14 protein-coding genes are annotated in these 13,408 nt (G+C 68.6%); 3 read left to right on the top strand and 11 right to left on the bottom strand.

Annotation, left to right across the window (positions count from 1 at the left end; translation table 11 throughout):
* Positions 1 to 12: 12 nt before the first annotated feature.
* Positions 13 to 987 carry a DUF1517 domain-containing protein gene (locus WH5701_RS08520; protein ID WP_006171801.1) on the top strand — a complete coding sequence of 325 codons (975 nt, stop codon included), beginning with the start codon at positions 13 to 15 and terminating at the stop codon, positions 985 to 987.
* On the opposite strand, the gene larB is transcribed toward WH5701_RS08520, so the two are convergent.
* Genes larB through era form a run of 5 tightly spaced genes read right to left on the bottom strand, consistent with a single transcriptional unit; the run spans position 938 to position 4,842 of the window.
* Positions 938 to 1,669 (bottom strand): nickel pincer cofactor biosynthesis protein LarB, encoded by a 732-nt coding sequence (larB, locus tag WH5701_RS08515; RefSeq protein WP_006171799.1) that lies wholly within the window; start codon positions 1,667 to 1,669, stop codon positions 938 to 940. The genes WH5701_RS08520 and larB overlap by 50 nt on opposite strands.
* Entirely contained in the window at positions 1,666 to 2,064 is a 399-nt protein-coding gene (locus tag WH5701_RS08510; RefSeq protein WP_232201810.1) for a TIGR03792 family protein, read from the bottom strand. The genes larB and WH5701_RS08510 overlap by 4 nt, the downstream gene beginning before the upstream one ends.
* 25 nt (positions 2,065 to 2,089) lie before the next feature.
* Positions 2,090 to 3,295 (bottom strand): tRNA (guanosine(37)-N1)-methyltransferase TrmD, encoded by a 1,206-nt coding sequence (gene trmD, locus WH5701_RS16825; RefSeq protein WP_156776704.1) that lies wholly within the window; start codon positions 3,293 to 3,295, stop codon positions 2,090 to 2,092.
* Positions 3,292 to 3,780 carry a phycobiliprotein lyase gene (locus WH5701_RS08500; RefSeq protein WP_006171796.1) on the bottom strand — a complete coding sequence of 163 codons (489 nt, stop codon included), beginning with the start codon at positions 3,778 to 3,780 and terminating at the stop codon, positions 3,292 to 3,294. The genes trmD and WH5701_RS08500 overlap by 4 nt, the downstream gene beginning before the upstream one ends.
* Before the next feature lie 30 nt (positions 3,781 to 3,810).
* Positions 3,811 to 4,842 carry a GTPase Era gene (gene era, locus WH5701_RS08495; protein WP_006171794.1) on the bottom strand — a complete coding sequence of 344 codons (1,032 nt, stop codon included), beginning with the start codon at positions 4,840 to 4,842 and terminating at the stop codon, positions 3,811 to 3,813.
* Between the two features lie 31 nt (positions 4,843 to 4,873).
* On the opposite strand from era, the gene WH5701_RS08490 reads away from it, so the two are divergent.
* Entirely contained in the window at positions 4,874 to 5,401 is a 528-nt protein-coding gene (locus tag WH5701_RS08490) for a hypothetical protein (protein WP_006171791.1), read from the top strand.
* 31 nt (positions 5,402 to 5,432) lie between these two features.
* On the opposite strand, the gene WH5701_RS08485 is transcribed toward WH5701_RS08490, so the two are convergent.
* The 5 genes from WH5701_RS08485 to WH5701_RS08465 all read right to left on the bottom strand — a co-directional run bounded on the left by WH5701_RS08485 (position 5,433) and on the right by WH5701_RS08465 (position 11,229).
* Positions 5,433 to 6,167: a Bax inhibitor-1 family protein gene (locus WH5701_RS08485; protein WP_037979839.1), complete on the bottom strand. Its 735-nt coding sequence runs from the start codon at positions 6,165 to 6,167 to the stop codon at positions 5,433 to 5,435.
* Between the two features lie 82 nt (positions 6,168 to 6,249).
* Positions 6,250 to 7,248 (bottom strand): PhoH family protein, encoded by a 999-nt coding sequence (locus WH5701_RS08480; protein WP_006171789.1) that lies wholly within the window; start codon positions 7,246 to 7,248, stop codon positions 6,250 to 6,252.
* An 11-nt stretch (positions 7,249 to 7,259) separates the two neighbouring features.
* Complete coding sequence (gene rpsP / locus WH5701_RS08475) at positions 7,260 to 7,664, bottom strand: 30S ribosomal protein S16 (protein WP_006171788.1); 405 nt, start codon at positions 7,662 to 7,664, stop codon at positions 7,260 to 7,262.
* A 97-nt stretch (positions 7,665 to 7,761) separates the two neighbouring features.
* A complete protein-coding gene (gene ffh, locus WH5701_RS08470) occupies positions 7,762 to 9,240 on the bottom strand; it encodes a signal recognition particle protein (protein ID WP_006171787.1) in 1,479 nt (492 codons plus the stop codon).
* A gap of 69 nt (positions 9,241 to 9,309) precedes the next feature.
* The gene (locus tag WH5701_RS08465; protein ID WP_006171786.1) at positions 9,310 to 11,229 is read right to left on the bottom strand and encodes an IMS domain-containing protein; all 1,920 of its coding nucleotides are present in this window, start codon (positions 11,227 to 11,229) and stop codon (positions 9,310 to 9,312) included.
* A gap of 125 nt (positions 11,230 to 11,354) precedes the next feature.
* On the opposite strand from WH5701_RS08465, the gene pdhA reads away from it, so the two are divergent.
* Entirely contained in the window at positions 11,355 to 12,452 is a 1,098-nt protein-coding gene (pdhA, locus tag WH5701_RS08460; protein WP_006171785.1) for a pyruvate dehydrogenase (acetyl-transferring) E1 component subunit alpha, read from the top strand.
* Positions 12,453 to 12,464: 12 nt separating this feature from the next.
* Here pdhA and WH5701_RS08455 read toward each other — a convergent pair whose 3' ends face one another.
* Positions 12,465 to 13,391 carry a sigma-70 family RNA polymerase sigma factor gene (locus WH5701_RS08455; protein ID WP_006171784.1) on the bottom strand — a complete coding sequence of 309 codons (927 nt, stop codon included), beginning with the start codon at positions 13,389 to 13,391 and terminating at the stop codon, positions 12,465 to 12,467.
* Positions 13,392 to 13,408 lie beyond the last annotated feature (17 nt).

Raw genomic sequence — 13,408 nt, 5'->3', positions numbered from 1 at the left:
CGGGTGACATCTGTGTCCCCTCGTCCCTTCCCAATCGCCTTCGCCAGGTTCCGCCGGCTCTCCCTGCTGGTCCTGATGCCTCTCCTGGTGAGCGGCCTGCTGCTGCTGTCCTCGCCGGCTCCCAGCTGGGCGGCCCGCGGCGGGCGCATCGGCGGCGGCAGCTTCCGCTCGGCCCCCTCCATGCCCCGCAGCTACAGCGGCGGTGGCGGCAGCTACCGGGGTGGCTATGGCGGTGGCGGTTACCGCGGTGGCTATGGCGGCGGGATCGGCTTCCCCTTCCTGATCCCCATCTTCGGCTTCGGCGGCGGCGGGCTGTTCGGTTTCCTGATCCTGATGGCGATCGCCGGTTTTCTCGTGAACGCCCTGCGCGGCGCCGGCGGCGGCATGACCAGCGGCGGCGGTTCCCTGGCTGCGGCTCCCCGCGCCGATGGGCCCGTGAGCATTGCCCAGTTGCAGGTGGGCCTGCTGGCCTCGGCCCGTGAACTTCAGGATGACCTGCGCCGCCTGGCCGCCACCGCTGACACCACCGGCAGCACCGGCCTGCAGCGGCTGCTGCAGGAAACCAGCCTGTCCCTGCTGCGCCAGCCCGATCTCTGGGTCTACGCCAACAGCGAACTGGGCCAGGTGCCTTTCGCCAGCGCCGAATCCACCTTCAACCGTCTCTCGATGACCGAGCGCAGCAAGCTGCGCAGCGAGGTCACCTCCAATGTGGGCGGACGGCGCTTCCAGGATGAAGCTGCCGCCAGTGGCCCCACCGATGCCACCAGCGACTTCATCGCCGTCACCCTTCTGGTGGCCAGCCGTGGCCGCATCCCCCTCAAGACCATCAGCAGCGCCGATGATCTGCGTGACGCCCTCGGGGTGATCGGTGCGGTGTCCGCCAATGATCTGATTGCCCTCGAGGTGATCTGGCAGCCCGAGGGCAAGGGAGAAGTGCTCAGCACCGAGGAGCTGCTGACGGCCTATCCGCAGCTGCAGCACCTCTGAGGGCCAGCAGGATGCGCAGGGCCGCCATGGCGGCCCCGTAGCCGTTGTCGATGTTCACCACACTCAACCCCGGGGCGCAGCTGGCCAGCATCCCGTTCAGGGCGGCAGCCCCGCCGGCGCTCACGCCGTAGCCCACCGACACCGGAACGCCGATCACCGGCTGGGGCAGCAGCCCCGCCAGCACCGTGGGCAGGGCGCCTTCCATGCCGGCGCAGGCAATCAGCACCCAGGCGCTTCGCAGCCGCGGCAGCTGCTCCAGCAACCTGTGCAGGCCGGCCACACCCACATCCACCACCAGCTCGGTGCTCACCCCATGGCAGCGCAGGGCCAGCTGGGCCTCATGGGCCACGGGCAGATCACTGGTGCCGCCGCAGAGCACCTGCACCAGACCGAGGGCCGGATCGGCAGCGGGCAGGGCGCCGCTGGTGAGACAGCGGGCCTGGCGGTGGTGCTCCAGGGCGGTGGCGATCTCGGGCCGCTCGCGGCGCAGCCACGTCTCGATCGCCGCGGCTTTCCCGGCGGTCACCCGCGTCACCAGGGCGAGCTCGCCGGCCTGGTGCAGACGCTCGAGGATCGTCGTGATCTGATCGACGTCCTTGGTCTCACCCCAGACCGCTTCCAGCATTCCCAGCCGCTCACGCCGCCCCAGATCCAGCCGCGCCAGGGGCTCGCTGGGATTCATTGGGCGATCAGCTCGCCGCTGAAGAGCAGGGGGAAGGGCTGAGGATCGCTGCGACCGGTGCCCTGCCGCGCCAGCTGATCAAAGCGCTCCTGCACCCGCTCCACCTCGGCGGTGGCGATGCCGTGCCACTGGCGACGACTGGCCCAGTAGATCAGCAGCACTCCCTCCTCGCTGTCGGCATCCCAGTAGATCCGCCGCTCGAGGAAACCGCTCTGCGCCTGCAACCAGGGCTCCCAGCTCTGCCGCTCCGCCTCCAGCCAGGCCTCCCGATCGGCGGCAGGCACCTTCAGCCGCAGGACCTCCACCACCACCTGCTGCTGGATCCCGTCCTGTTGGACAACGTCGCTGGGAGCCGCGGTGACGGCGGTGGGTGTCACGCCCAGGAGCAAGGACAACAGCAGCAGCGCCAGGGCGCAGACCCTACCCATTCCCGCCTCCCCACGGCTCCAGCAGGGCCACGGCGTGGCAGGCGATCCCTTCCTCCCGTCCGGTGGGGCCGAGGGTCTCATTGGTGGTGGCCTTGATACCCACCTGGTCTGGATCGAGCCCCATGCGCTGGGCGATGGCGACGCGCATGGCGGCGATGTGGGGCCGCAGCTTTGGGCGCTCGGCGATCACCACCGTGTCCACATTCACCACCTGCCAGCCCCGCTCCCGCACCAGGGCCACCACCTGCTCCAGCAGCACCAGGCTGTCGGCACCGCGCCAGCGCTCGTCATCCGGGGGGAAGTGCTGGCCGATGTCCCCCAGGCTGAGGGCCCCCAGCAGGGCATCCATCAGGGCGTGCACGAGCACGTCGGCATCGCTGTGGCCATCGAGGCCCAGCCCGGCGGGGTGCTCCAGGGTCAGGCCCCCCAGGATCAGGGGGCGCCCCGGCACCAGCCGGTGGATGTCGTAGCCGTTGCCGATCCGCATCTGCGACCGCCCCTGCTGCTGCTCCTGCCAGCGACGGTAGAGGTCGGGACGCCGCCGTTTCGTGCGCTCCTGCTGCTGTTCGGCCCGCCAGCGGGCGATGGCGCCGTGGTCGCCGCTACGCAGCACCTGCGGCACCGCCAGACCCCGAAACTCGGCCGGGCGGGTGTAATGGGGATGCTCCAGCAACAGGGCGCTGTGGCTTTCCTCCAGCAGCGACTCGGCGCTGCCCACCGTGCCCGGCAGCAGCCGCACCACGCCGTTGATCAGCACCATCGCCGCCAGCTCGCCGCCAGTGAGCACGAAATCTCCCAGCGACACCTCCTCATCAGCGAGGGTGCGGATGCGCTCGTCGAAGCCCTCGTAGTGGCCGCAGAGCAGCACCAGCTGGTCGTGATCCGTGGCCCAGCGCTGCAGGTCGGCTTGGCGCAGGGGCTGACCCTGGGGGCTGAGCAGCAGCACCCGGCGCCGCTCCAGCACGGGGATCGACTCGAAGGCCGCGAAGAGCGGCTCGGGCTTGAGCACCATTCCCGCCCCGCCGCCATAGGGCTGGTCGTCGACCTTGCGGTAGCGATCGCTGGCGTGGTCGCGGGGATTGTGGGTGTGCAGCTCGGCGATGCCGGCGTTGAAGGCCCGCCCGATCACCCCGAGGCTGGTCAGTGGCGCAAACGACTCGGGAGCCAGGCTCACCACATCCAGCCGCATCGCGCTCAGCTCTCCGCTGGGGCCGGGCGGCTGACGCGGCGGATCTCCGAGCAGAAACTGGCCTGCTCTGGCTGGCCATCGGCGCCGTTGACGATCACGCTGCGCAGGCGCAGGTTCGGTTTGGTGAACCAGATCCGTTCGCGCTGCTCCTGGCCAGCGCTGGTGATCACCAGCTCCAGGCTGCCGTCGGGCCAAAGTTGCCAGTGGCCAATGCTGCCCTCGGCGCCCAGCAGGCTGCCGCCGGCCTCGAAATCGAGCTGCCGGGCCTGGCCATCGGGAGCCGTCACCTCCAGCCCCCCCAGGGAGCGGCCGGGGGCGGCCGGGCGCAGGCTCACCCCCAGGTCGCCGCGGTTGCTGTCATGCCAGGCGTCATCGTCGCCGCTGGCGGCTGTGGTGGCCTCCATCCGACTGCGCAGCACCATCCACTGACCGGCGCAAAGGTCGAGAAAGGCTGGCAGGTCCTCGGGGGGGAAGGCGGGGCTGGTGCCGTTCACGGCGGTGGCGCACTCTGGCCCTCCATCCTCTCAGTCGCCGCGGTAGCCGAGTTCCGCCAGCCGCGCCGGGTTGCGCCGCCAGTTGGGCACCACTTTGACGAACAGCTCCAGGTACACCGGCCCGTCGAACACCTTCTGCATCTGGGCCCTGGCCCCGCTGCCGATCTCCTTGAGCATCTGACCGCGCTTGCCGATCAGGATTCCCTTCTGGCTGGAGCGCTCCACCAGCACCGTGGCCAGCACGGCGATGCGCTTGCCGTCTTCGACGATCCGCTCGACCTGGACCGCCACAGAGTGGGGCACCTCCTCGCGGGTGAGGCTGAGCACCTGCTCGCGGATCAGCTCTGCCAGCAGCAGTTGCTCGGGTTGATCGCTGACCGCATCCGGCGGGTAGAGATGGGGGCCGAGGGGCAGCCGCGCCGCCAGGGCCTCCACCAGTTCGGGGCAGCCGGCACCGGTGCTGGCACTGCAGGCCAGCAGTGGCCAGTCGCTGCGCCGCTGACCGGGATCGGCCGGATCGGCGCGCTGATCGGAGAGCACCAGCAGCTCCCGGTAGCTGGCCTCCAGCTCGGCGGCCCTCTCCGGGTCCACCAGATCGCTCTTGTTAAGGGCCACCAGCACCGGCGCCCGGCTGAAGCGCAGGAGCTCCACGATGAATCCATCGCCGCGCCCCGCCGGCTCGCTGCCATCGACCAGGAGCAGCACCACGTCCACTTCGCCGATGGCGCTGCGGGCGCTTTTCACCAGCCGCTCCCCCAGCAGGTGGTGGGGCTTGTGGATGCCGGGGGTGTCGAGCAACACCAGCTGGGCGCTGGGGGTGGTGAGGATGGCCCGCAGCCGGTTGCGGGTGGTCTGGGCCACCGGCGAGGTGATCGCCACCTTCTCGCCCACCAGGTGGTTGAGCAGGGTCGACTTGCCCACATTCGGGCGGCCGATCAGGGCCACGAAACCGGAGCGGAAGCCTTCGGGGGCCTGCTGCGGCAGCGGCAGAGGCACCGGCAAAGACAGCTCTGCGCCCAGCGGCTGCTCCGATTTGGTCTCGCTCAGGCCCGGCTTGTCCATAACCTCAACACTGCCAGCCCACCGGTCCAAGATGTCGGCTTCCACTCCCGCCACCCCCACCTTTCCCCAGGCGATGGAGATCGCGGCAGCTTGGCTGGGCCACTGGCAGAACGGCGAACTCAGTGATGAGGTGCTGGCCGACCGGGTGGGGGAACTGGTGGCCAGCCTCGATGGTGCCCGCGGCTTCTTCGTGGTGTCCCTCACCAGCGACGCCCCGCTGATGGACCGCCTGCCGGAGTGCCTGGTGCTGAGCCTGCGCCAGGCCGGTGATGGGGTGGTGGATCTCAGCGCCCGCAACCTGGCCATGAGCACGGCGATGGCCCTGCATCACCAGCGGGCCGGAGATGAGGGCCAACGGGCCGGATCCGAGCGGGTGGCTCGGAGGTGCACTGAACTGCTGCGGCTGCTGGAGCCAACGGCGGTGAAGCAACGGCTGGAGAGGCTGCTGGCCGGCGCGGAGGGATCGGGAGAGGATGTGGACTTCCTGGATCGCTGGGGCTACGACGAGGCCCAGCGCCAGGCCATCCGCTCAGCTGTGCTGGCGGTGGCTGACGACTGAGCCAGGCCGGGTTGCTACTGCTGGAGCTGGTTCAGTCGCGGCGGCCGCCGCCGTTGAGGGCGATGATCAGGCGCAGGATGAAGATGAACAGGTTGATGTAGGTGAGGTACATGCCCAGGGCGCCGGCCAGGTACTGGTCGTCGCTGTAGGTGCGGGGCATGGTGTAGAAGTCGAGAAAGGCGGCTCCCACGAACAGCACGGTGCCGAAGCCGGCGATCAGCAGTTCGAATCCGCTTCCCCCGAAGCCGGGGATGAAGATGCCGCCCACGATCTGAATCACCATGGCGATGATCAGGCCGAGGATGCCCAGGCCCACCACACCGGCCAGGGCCTGACCGATGGAGTCGCTCATGCGACGACCCACCACCGACGCGATCAGGAAGGTGATGCCTGTGGCCAGGGTGGCGGTGCCGATGGCGCCGACCCCGGCAACGCTGAGGGCATAAGCCACGATTCCGCTGAGGGTGAAGCCGGTGATCAGGCTGTAGGCCGTGAGGATCGGCAGGGCCGTGCCGTTGTTCCCCTTGGTGGCCGCGCTCTGGGCCACGAAGAAGAGGATGAAGTTGCCGATCAGGGCCACCCAGAACAGGGGCATGAACAGCCCCGGGCTGCTGGCCATCAAGGTGAGGCCTCCCATCACTCCGGCGGCGGTCAGCACCATGCCGCCACCCACGTAGGGCAGCGCTTTGTTGACGACATTGGGACCGACCAGCGCGCCCTGCTGGGCCTCGCGGATCGCTTCCTGGAAATTGCTGCTGGCTGGCATGGGACCAGTGAATTCGGTTCTCACCATCCTGCCAGTGCCGGCGGGTTGGGAGTGTGCGGTTCTCCTCATCCCCGCTGGGCGCTCATCCTCTCTGGGCCGTCCGGGCAAGTCCAGCCGCGTCGCGGCGGGCGTAGGCCTGCACCATGCGCTGCACCAGAGGATGACGCACCACATCGGCGGCGGTGAGATGGCAGATCGCCACGCCCTCCACATCCGCCAGCACGCCGGCGGCCTCCACCAGGCCACTGAGCTGGTCGCGGGGCAGATCCGACTGGGTGGGATCCCCGGTGACCACCATGCGCGAATTCTCCCCCAGCCGGGTGAGCACCATGCGCATCTGGGCGGTGGTGGTGTTCTGGGCCTCGTCGAGGATCACGAAGGCATCGGCCAGGGTGCGGCCGCGCATGTAGGCCAGCGGCGCCACCTCGATCACCCCTTTCTCCAGCAGAGCCGTGGTGCGCTCCGCCCCCAGCAGCCCATGCAGGGCGTCATAGAGCGGGCGCAGGTAGGGGTCGACCTTCTGCTGCAGGTCCCCGGGCAGGAAACCCAGCCGCTCGCCGGCTTCCACCGCGGGCCTGGTGAGGATCAACCGTTCCACCCGCCGCTCCTGGAGCATGCGCACGGCCTGAACGGTGGCCAGGAAGGTCTTGCCGGTGCCGGCTGGACCCAGGGCGAGGGTGAGGTCGTGGCCGTCCATCGCTTCCACGTAGGCCTTCTGGCGCACGGTGCGGGGCCGCAGCAGCTTGCCGCTCTGGCTGCGGGCCAGCACCTGCTGGGAGAGTTCGCGATGCTCGCTGCTGCGGCCGGCGTCGAGGGCGGTGAGGGCGGTCTGCAGATCCACGGCGCCGATGGGCTGGCCCTCGCCCCAGAGCGGCCGCAACAGCTCCACCAGAGCCGAGGCCCGCTCCAGCTGAGAGGGCCTGCCCTGGATCACCAACTGAAGACCCCGCAGCACCAGGGAGGCACCGGTGAGGGCCTCAAGGCGATGCAGGGTGGTTTCGGCCTCGCCGGCGAGGGCAAGGGCGGCTTCCTGGTGGGGAAGGTCGATCGAAAAGAGAGGAAGCGTTTCAGCCCCGGCCATGGGGCGTCCGCTCAGGCATCGGCGCTGACGGCCTCAGCTTCAGGCTCGGTGGCAGCTGCTGCAGCGGCTTCAGCAGCGGCGGCTGATTCAGCAGCAGCGGCCTTCGCGGCTTCCTTGACCACCGCTTCGCGGGCTGCGGCCTGCTTGGCCTTGCCGACGATTTCACCGGGACGGATGGTTTTCTCGATCAGGCCGCCCTTCTCGAGCAAGGAGCGGACCGTGTCGGTGGGTTGGGCGCCCTGGCTCAGCCGCACCCGGATGGCTTCGGCGTCAAGGCGGGTTTCCTTGGTGCGGGGGTTGTAGAAGCCGAGCTCCTCGAGCGGCAGACCGTCCCGGCGGGACGTGCTGTTGGTGGCCACCAGACGGAAGCTCGCTTCCCGCTTCTTGCCGAACCGCTTCAGGCGGAGCTTGATCATCGTGGCCTTGCCTTGCTGACTTGGGTGTTTGGGGTGGACGGAAACTCCGCCTGGCGGTGAGTTCACGCGCCAAACAAGCACCTTACCTTGCCGCCCATCAGAGCTGGCCAAACCCCTTGCGCTTCTTCGGGGGACGACTGGCCTTGCGGGAGCCGCTGCCCCGCCCAGCGGCCGTCGGCATCCCGGGCATTCCAGGCATTCCGGGCATGCCGGGCATGCCGGGCATGCCGGGCATGCCACCGCCCATGCCGGGGAAGCCTCCACCCATGCCCGGCATGCCTCCACGGGTCATCTGCTGCATGAAGCCGCGCATCTTCTGAAAGTCGGCCAGCACCTTGTCGACGTCGGCAGGGCTGTGGCCGCTGCCGGCCGCGATCCGCCGCCGCCGTGAAGGCTGGGCGGCCAACAGCTGGGGCTGCTCCCTCTCGGCCGCTGTCATCGAGCCGATCATCGCCTCGATTTTTCCGAGCTGCTCCTCGCCCTGCTTGAGCATGCCGTCGTCGATCTTGTTCATGCCCGGGATCAGCTTCATCAGGCCGCCCAGGGAGCCCATGCGCTTGATCATGCGCATCTGCTGCAGGAAATCGGAGAAGTCGAAAGAGGCTTCCTGCAGCTTCTGCTGCATCTTTGCCACATCGGCCAGCTCCACCTCCTTGGAGGCCTTCTCCACCAGGGTGAGCACATCGCCCATGCCCAGGATGCGGCTGGCCATCCGCTCGGGGTGGAAGGGCTGCAGCGCCTCCACCTTCTCGCCGGTGCCGATGAACTTGATCGGGGCGCCGCTCACCTTGCGGATCGAGAGGGCCGCTCCGCCGCGGGAGTCGCCGTCGAGCTTGGTGAGTACGGCGCCGGTGAGACCCACCTGCTCGTGGAAGGCGCGGGTGAGCTCCGCCGCCTCCTGGCCGATCATCGAATCCACCACCAGCAGCACCTCGTCGGGTGCCGCGGCCTGGCGGATCCGCACCATCTCCTCCATCATCGCGGTGTCGATCTGAAGGCGGCCGGCGGTGTCCACCAGCACCGTGTCAAAGCCTTCCTCCTTCGCCCTGGCGATGCCGGCGGCGGCGATGTCTTCGGGTCTGGCGTCAGCCCCCAGGCTGAACACCTCCACGCCGATCTGTTGTCCCAGCGTCTGCAGCTGGTCGATGGCGGCGGGCCGGTAGACATCGGCGGCCACCATCAGCGCCCGTTTGCCCTGCTCCTTGAGGTGCAGACCGAGCTTGGCGGTGGCGGTGGTCTTGCCGGCCCCCTGCAGGCCCGCCATCAGGATCACGGTGGGGGCCTGATCCGCCACCGCCAGCGGGGCGTTCTCACCGCCCATCACCTCCACCAGGGCCTGATGCACCAGCTGGATGAACTGCTGATCGGGGCTGACGCCGCGCACCACCTCGGCGCCCACCGCCTGGGTGCGCACCTCTTCGATGAACCCCTTGACCACCTCCAGGCTCACATCGGCCTCGAGCAGGGCACGACGCACCTGCTTGAGGGCCCCCTCCACGTTGCTTTCCGTGATCCGGTCCTGGCCCTTCAGGCTCTTGACCGCATCCTCAAAACGCTGGGAGAGCTCGTCGAACATGGCGTTGTTGAAGGGGTGACCCCAGGAGGGGTGATCGTTGAACCAGACCCTGACACAACGCAGGGGACATCAGCGGCGACTGTGGAAATCAGCCAGTTTCCAGGTGCCGCCATCACGGGCGAACACATAGATGTTGCGCAGTTGGGCGTTGGTTCTGGGCTTGATCACCTTGTCGCCTGAACGGCGCTCCTCGCTGTAGTCGAGTTGGACATCGGCTTCGATCCGCCGTGGACTCTGGTTGGTGAGCCGGAACTGCTGAATCCTGGCCTGCACCTGTTGCTGTTCCCCCAGGGCCTTGAGTCCCCTGGCCTGGGAGCGCAGGTCGGCCACCAGGGCCGGGCGGGCGAGCTGATCGAGGTCGGCCTGGCTGCTGCGTCCGTCCAGAAGTGCCGCTTTGGCTGCCAACCAGCGCTCCAGCAGGAGGCGCACTTCCTGCTGGGTTGGGCTGGCGCTGGTGAGGGGGCCTGGGGCGGTGGGCGCCGACACCGGCGGGTTTGTGCTGGTGGGGGCCTGGCTACTGGCGGGGGGTGTCGCCAGCGGGGGTGCCGCCGGCCGGGGACGCATCACCAGCGAGAGCCCGGCGATCAGGGCAGCCCCGGCTGCCAGAGCGATTCCGGCCATGGCCAGCGGCCGGGCAGCCCGTGGCCGTTGCTCTCGGGCCGCAGCTTCAGCGGACGGCTCCGGGGCTGGGGGCTTGAACCCTTCGCTGCTGTCAGGGGCGAGGGGCTCCAGCTCAGGCATTGCCCAGGGGGCAGCGCTTGCCGCGACTGAGGAGTCTGTAGCGATCACCCCCACCGCCTGGCCGCGGGCCTGGCGGCGATCCTGCTGATCCACGAAGGCCTGCACGTCCCGGTCGGCGAAGTAGGCCTCGAGATCGGCATCCACCTCGATGTCGCGGTAGCCGGGGAGGACGTCCCGGGCCAGCCAGTCCCGGCAGTAGGCACAGAGCTGGGCGAGGGGATCCTCGGCCTGCTCCTCGGCCCAGGCCTTGAGCTCGGGCCCTGCTCCGGCGTTGAAGTGCTGCACGGCCGGCTCGATCTGGCCGAGCAGCAGATACAGGCAGGCCAGCAGGGGCTGGATGCCGGGCTGGGCGGAGGCCTGCAGGCGGTCCTGGGCGGCGGCGATGCGCTCGGGCTTGCGCTGGGCGAAGCCTGAGGCGGTGAGGGCGTAGCTGGCCAGAAACTCCGCCGCTGCCGAGCCGCCTTTGGCCCAGCGGTCGAAAAGATCGACCTGTTCCTGGGCGGTGAGGAAGAGCCGGATCTGCTTGATGAAGGCCTGGAAGTCGTCGCGGGGCAGGCTGGGATCGTCTTCGCCCTCCAGGCCTCCGCGGCGCTTCACCAGACTCTCCAGCAGTTCCAGCCCTTCGGCGCGCTCCTGGGTTGCCGTCAGAGGCCGGCTGACCAGGCCCAGCACCCGGAAGGGCAGCAGCGCGTGCAGGTCGTTGGCCAGCTGCAGCCGTTGCTCAGGCATCTGGCCCATGCGTTGCAGTTGCTGGAGGCCTTGTTGCAGGAGCTGGGCCGCAGCCTCGTAGTGGCGCTGGCCCTGCAGCTCCGTGGCGGCGGCGCGGCAGGCCAGGGCCGCCAGCAGGCAGAGGTCGGCTTCGCGGCCGCTGCCCAGGGCAGGGGCCTGGGGCGGCTGCAGGCAAGTGATGGTGGCCTCAAAGGCCTCCAGGGGCATCCCCGCTTCCAGCAGCAGCATCAACCCACCGAGGTCCTTCGATGGCGCCACATCAAGGCCGGCCGCCACCCCCTCTCCTTCGCCCGCCTGCTCGATCTCCATCAGCTGGGCCTCGTAGGCCTGGCGGCGCTGGGGGTCGGAGAGCACGTCGGCGCTGGCTTCCAGCAGATCGGCCCGGGCCCGGATCGCCTCCAGGGTGAAGCCCTGATCCGGCGCTTTCTCCAGGCGATGCTGAAGGGTGCGCAAGACGTTCTGGGCATCGGTCGCCGGGCTCACGCCGAGCAGACGGAAGTGGTCGATCGGCAGTTCCAACCCCTTCAACTCACGGGCCCTTGATCCTGGGCGTTGGGGCGAGTGTAGGCAGCGGCATCGGTTTTGACCTTTCCCGCTCAGTCCTCCCCCTACAGTCGTTGGCAACAGCTTCGACTCCCCTTGCCATGACTCAGGAGATCGCCGCCACGCTCCAACCGGCCGCAGACGGAGCTGCACAAGAAGCAGTCGGCAGCCACGCCGAACGCCTGGCGGCGCTCTACCCGGCGGGTCCGGCCACGGTGACTCGAGAGGAGGGCCTGACCCTCTACCGGGACATGACTCTCGGCCGCCGCTTCGAAGACAAGTGCGCCGAGATGTACTACCGGGGCAAGATGTTCGGCTTCGTTCACCTCTACAACGGCCAGGAGGCCGTCTCCACCGGGGTGATCAAGGCGATGCGTGCCCAGCATGACTGGTTCTGCAGCACTTATCGCGACCACGTGCATGCCCTCAGCGCCGGTGTGCCAGCCCGCGAGGTGATGAGTGAGCTGTTCGGTAAGGCCACCGGCTGCAGCAAGGGCCGCGGCGGCTCCATGCACCTGTTCTCCAAGGAGCACCATCTGCTCGGGGGCTATGCCTTCATCGGCGAGGGCATTCCCGTCGCGCTCGGCGCCGCCTTCACCAGCCGCTACAAGCGTGATGCCCTCGGTGAGGCAGACAGTGATGCCGTCACCGCCGCCTTCTTCGGCGATGGCACCTGCAACAACGGCCAGTTCTTCGAGTGCCTGAACATGGCGGCGCTGTGGAAGTTGCCGATCCTGTTCGTCGTCGAGAACAACAAATGGGCGATCGGCATGGCCCACGACCGCGCCACCAGCGATCCGGAGATCTGGCGCAAGGCCGCCGCCTTCGGCATGGCGGGTGAGGAGGTCGACGGCATGGATGTGCTGGCGGTGCGCGCCGCTGCCCAGCGGGCCGTGGAGCGTGCCCGGGCCGGCGAAGGTCCCACTCTGCTGGAGTGCCTCACGTATCGCTTCCGCGGGCATTCCCTGGCCGACCCCGATGAGCTGCGCAGCGAAGTGGAGAAGGAGTTCTGGGCCAAGCGGGATCCCCTCAAGGCTCTGGCCGCCCATCTCACCAGCCACGATCTGGCCAGCCTTGAGGAGCTCAAGGCGATCGAGAAGGAGATCGACGCCGAAGTGGCCGATGCCGTGGAGTTTGCCGTCGGTGCACCAGAGCCCGATCCCGGTGAGCTCACCCGCTACATCTGGGCTGAAGACTGACCCTGGGCCGAATCAGAGCTGGCTGGGCAGCCGGCTCGTGAGGCTGCGCAACTTGCGCAGTGCTTTGAGTTCCACCTGACGCACCCTCTCCCGGGACACGTCGAGCAGGCGGCCGATCTCAGCAAGGGTGTGGCGTTCGTGCCCATCAAGGCCGAAGCGCAGATCGAGCACCTGGCGTTCCTGCTCGCTGAGGTAGCTGAGCCAGCGCTCCAGCTGCTCGTGGTGCATGCCCCGCTCCACCTGGTCGAGAGGCTCGTCGTGGCTGGAGTCGGCGATCAGATCACCGAGGAAACTGCGCCCCTCCTCACCATTCACCGGGGCATCCAGACTGGAGGTGGTCAACGACTGGCGCAGCAGCCCGTCGAGTTCCTGGATCGGGATCGCCATGGCTTCGGCGATCTCGCTGCGGCTGGGCATGGCCCCGAGCTTGTGGGCCAGCTCCAGGCTGACGCGGCGCACGGCGCTGAGGCGTTCGCTCAGGTGAACCGGCAGACGAATCGTGCGGGACTGGCAGGCAATCGCCCGGGTCATGCTCTGGCGGATCCACCAGAAGGCATAGGTGGAGAATTTGTAGCCGCGGGTGGGATCGAACTTTTCAACGGCCCGCTCCAGGCCCAGTGATCCTTCCTGGATCAGATCGAGCAGTTCCAGTCCCTTGCCCTGGTACTTCTTGGCGACGCTGACCACGAGGCGCAGGTTGGCCTTCATCATGCGCTCCTTGGCGCGACGGCCCAGGCGCAGCAGTTGTTTCTGGCGAAGGCTGGGGGGATCCTCCACGCCCGAATCGATCAGCTGCATCATCGCCTGCACCTGGTTGCCCAGTTCAATCTCCTCGGCTGGAGTGAGCAGGGGCACCCGTCCGATCGTGCCCAGATACCAGCTGATTGGATCGCTCCCCCGCCGCCGCTGTTCGCGGGGCAGAAGGGTGGAGGCTGTCATGAGCCCATCAGGAAAGT

The sequence above is a fragment of the Synechococcus sp. WH 5701 genome (assembly GCF_000153045.1).
GTDB lineage: Bacteria > Cyanobacteriota > Cyanobacteriia > PCC-6307 > Cyanobiaceae > Regnicoccus_A > Regnicoccus_A antarcticus.
Note: the sequence above shows the minus strand (reverse complement) of the source record. Positions and strands in the feature narration are given on the sequence as shown.

What these genes read in the sequence shown, in the direction of transcription:
- WH5701_RS08455 (WP_006171784.1), bottom strand. Translation starts at nt 13,391, where the DNA reads ATGACAGCCTCCACCCTTCTGCCCCGCGAACAGCGGCGGCGGGGGAGC.
- larB (WP_006171799.1), bottom strand. Translation starts at nt 1,669, where the DNA reads ATGAATCCCAGCGAGCCCCTGGCGCGGCTGGATCTGGGGCGGCGTGAG.
- WH5701_RS08485 (WP_037979839.1), bottom strand. Translation starts at nt 6,167, where the DNA reads ATGCCAGCCAGCAGCAATTTCCAGGAAGCGATCCGCGAGGCCCAGCAG.
- ffh (WP_006171787.1), bottom strand. Translation starts at nt 9,240, where the DNA reads ATGTTCGACGAGCTCTCCCAGCGTTTTGAGGATGCGGTCAAGAGCCTG.
- era (WP_006171794.1), bottom strand. Translation starts at nt 4,842, where the DNA reads ATGGACAAGCCGGGCCTGAGCGAGACCAAATCGGAGCAGCCGCTGGGC.
- WH5701_RS08480 (WP_006171789.1), bottom strand. Translation starts at nt 7,248, where the DNA reads ATGGCCGGGGCTGAAACGCTTCCTCTCTTTTCGATCGACCTTCCCCAC.
- WH5701_RS08490 (WP_006171791.1), top strand. Translation starts at nt 4,874, where the DNA reads ATGTCGGCTTCCACTCCCGCCACCCCCACCTTTCCCCAGGCGATGGAG.
- rpsP (WP_006171788.1), bottom strand. Translation starts at nt 7,664, where the DNA reads ATGATCAAGCTCCGCCTGAAGCGGTTCGGCAAGAAGCGGGAAGCGAGC.
- pdhA (WP_006171785.1), top strand. Translation starts at nt 11,355, where the DNA reads ATGACTCAGGAGATCGCCGCCACGCTCCAACCGGCCGCAGACGGAGCT.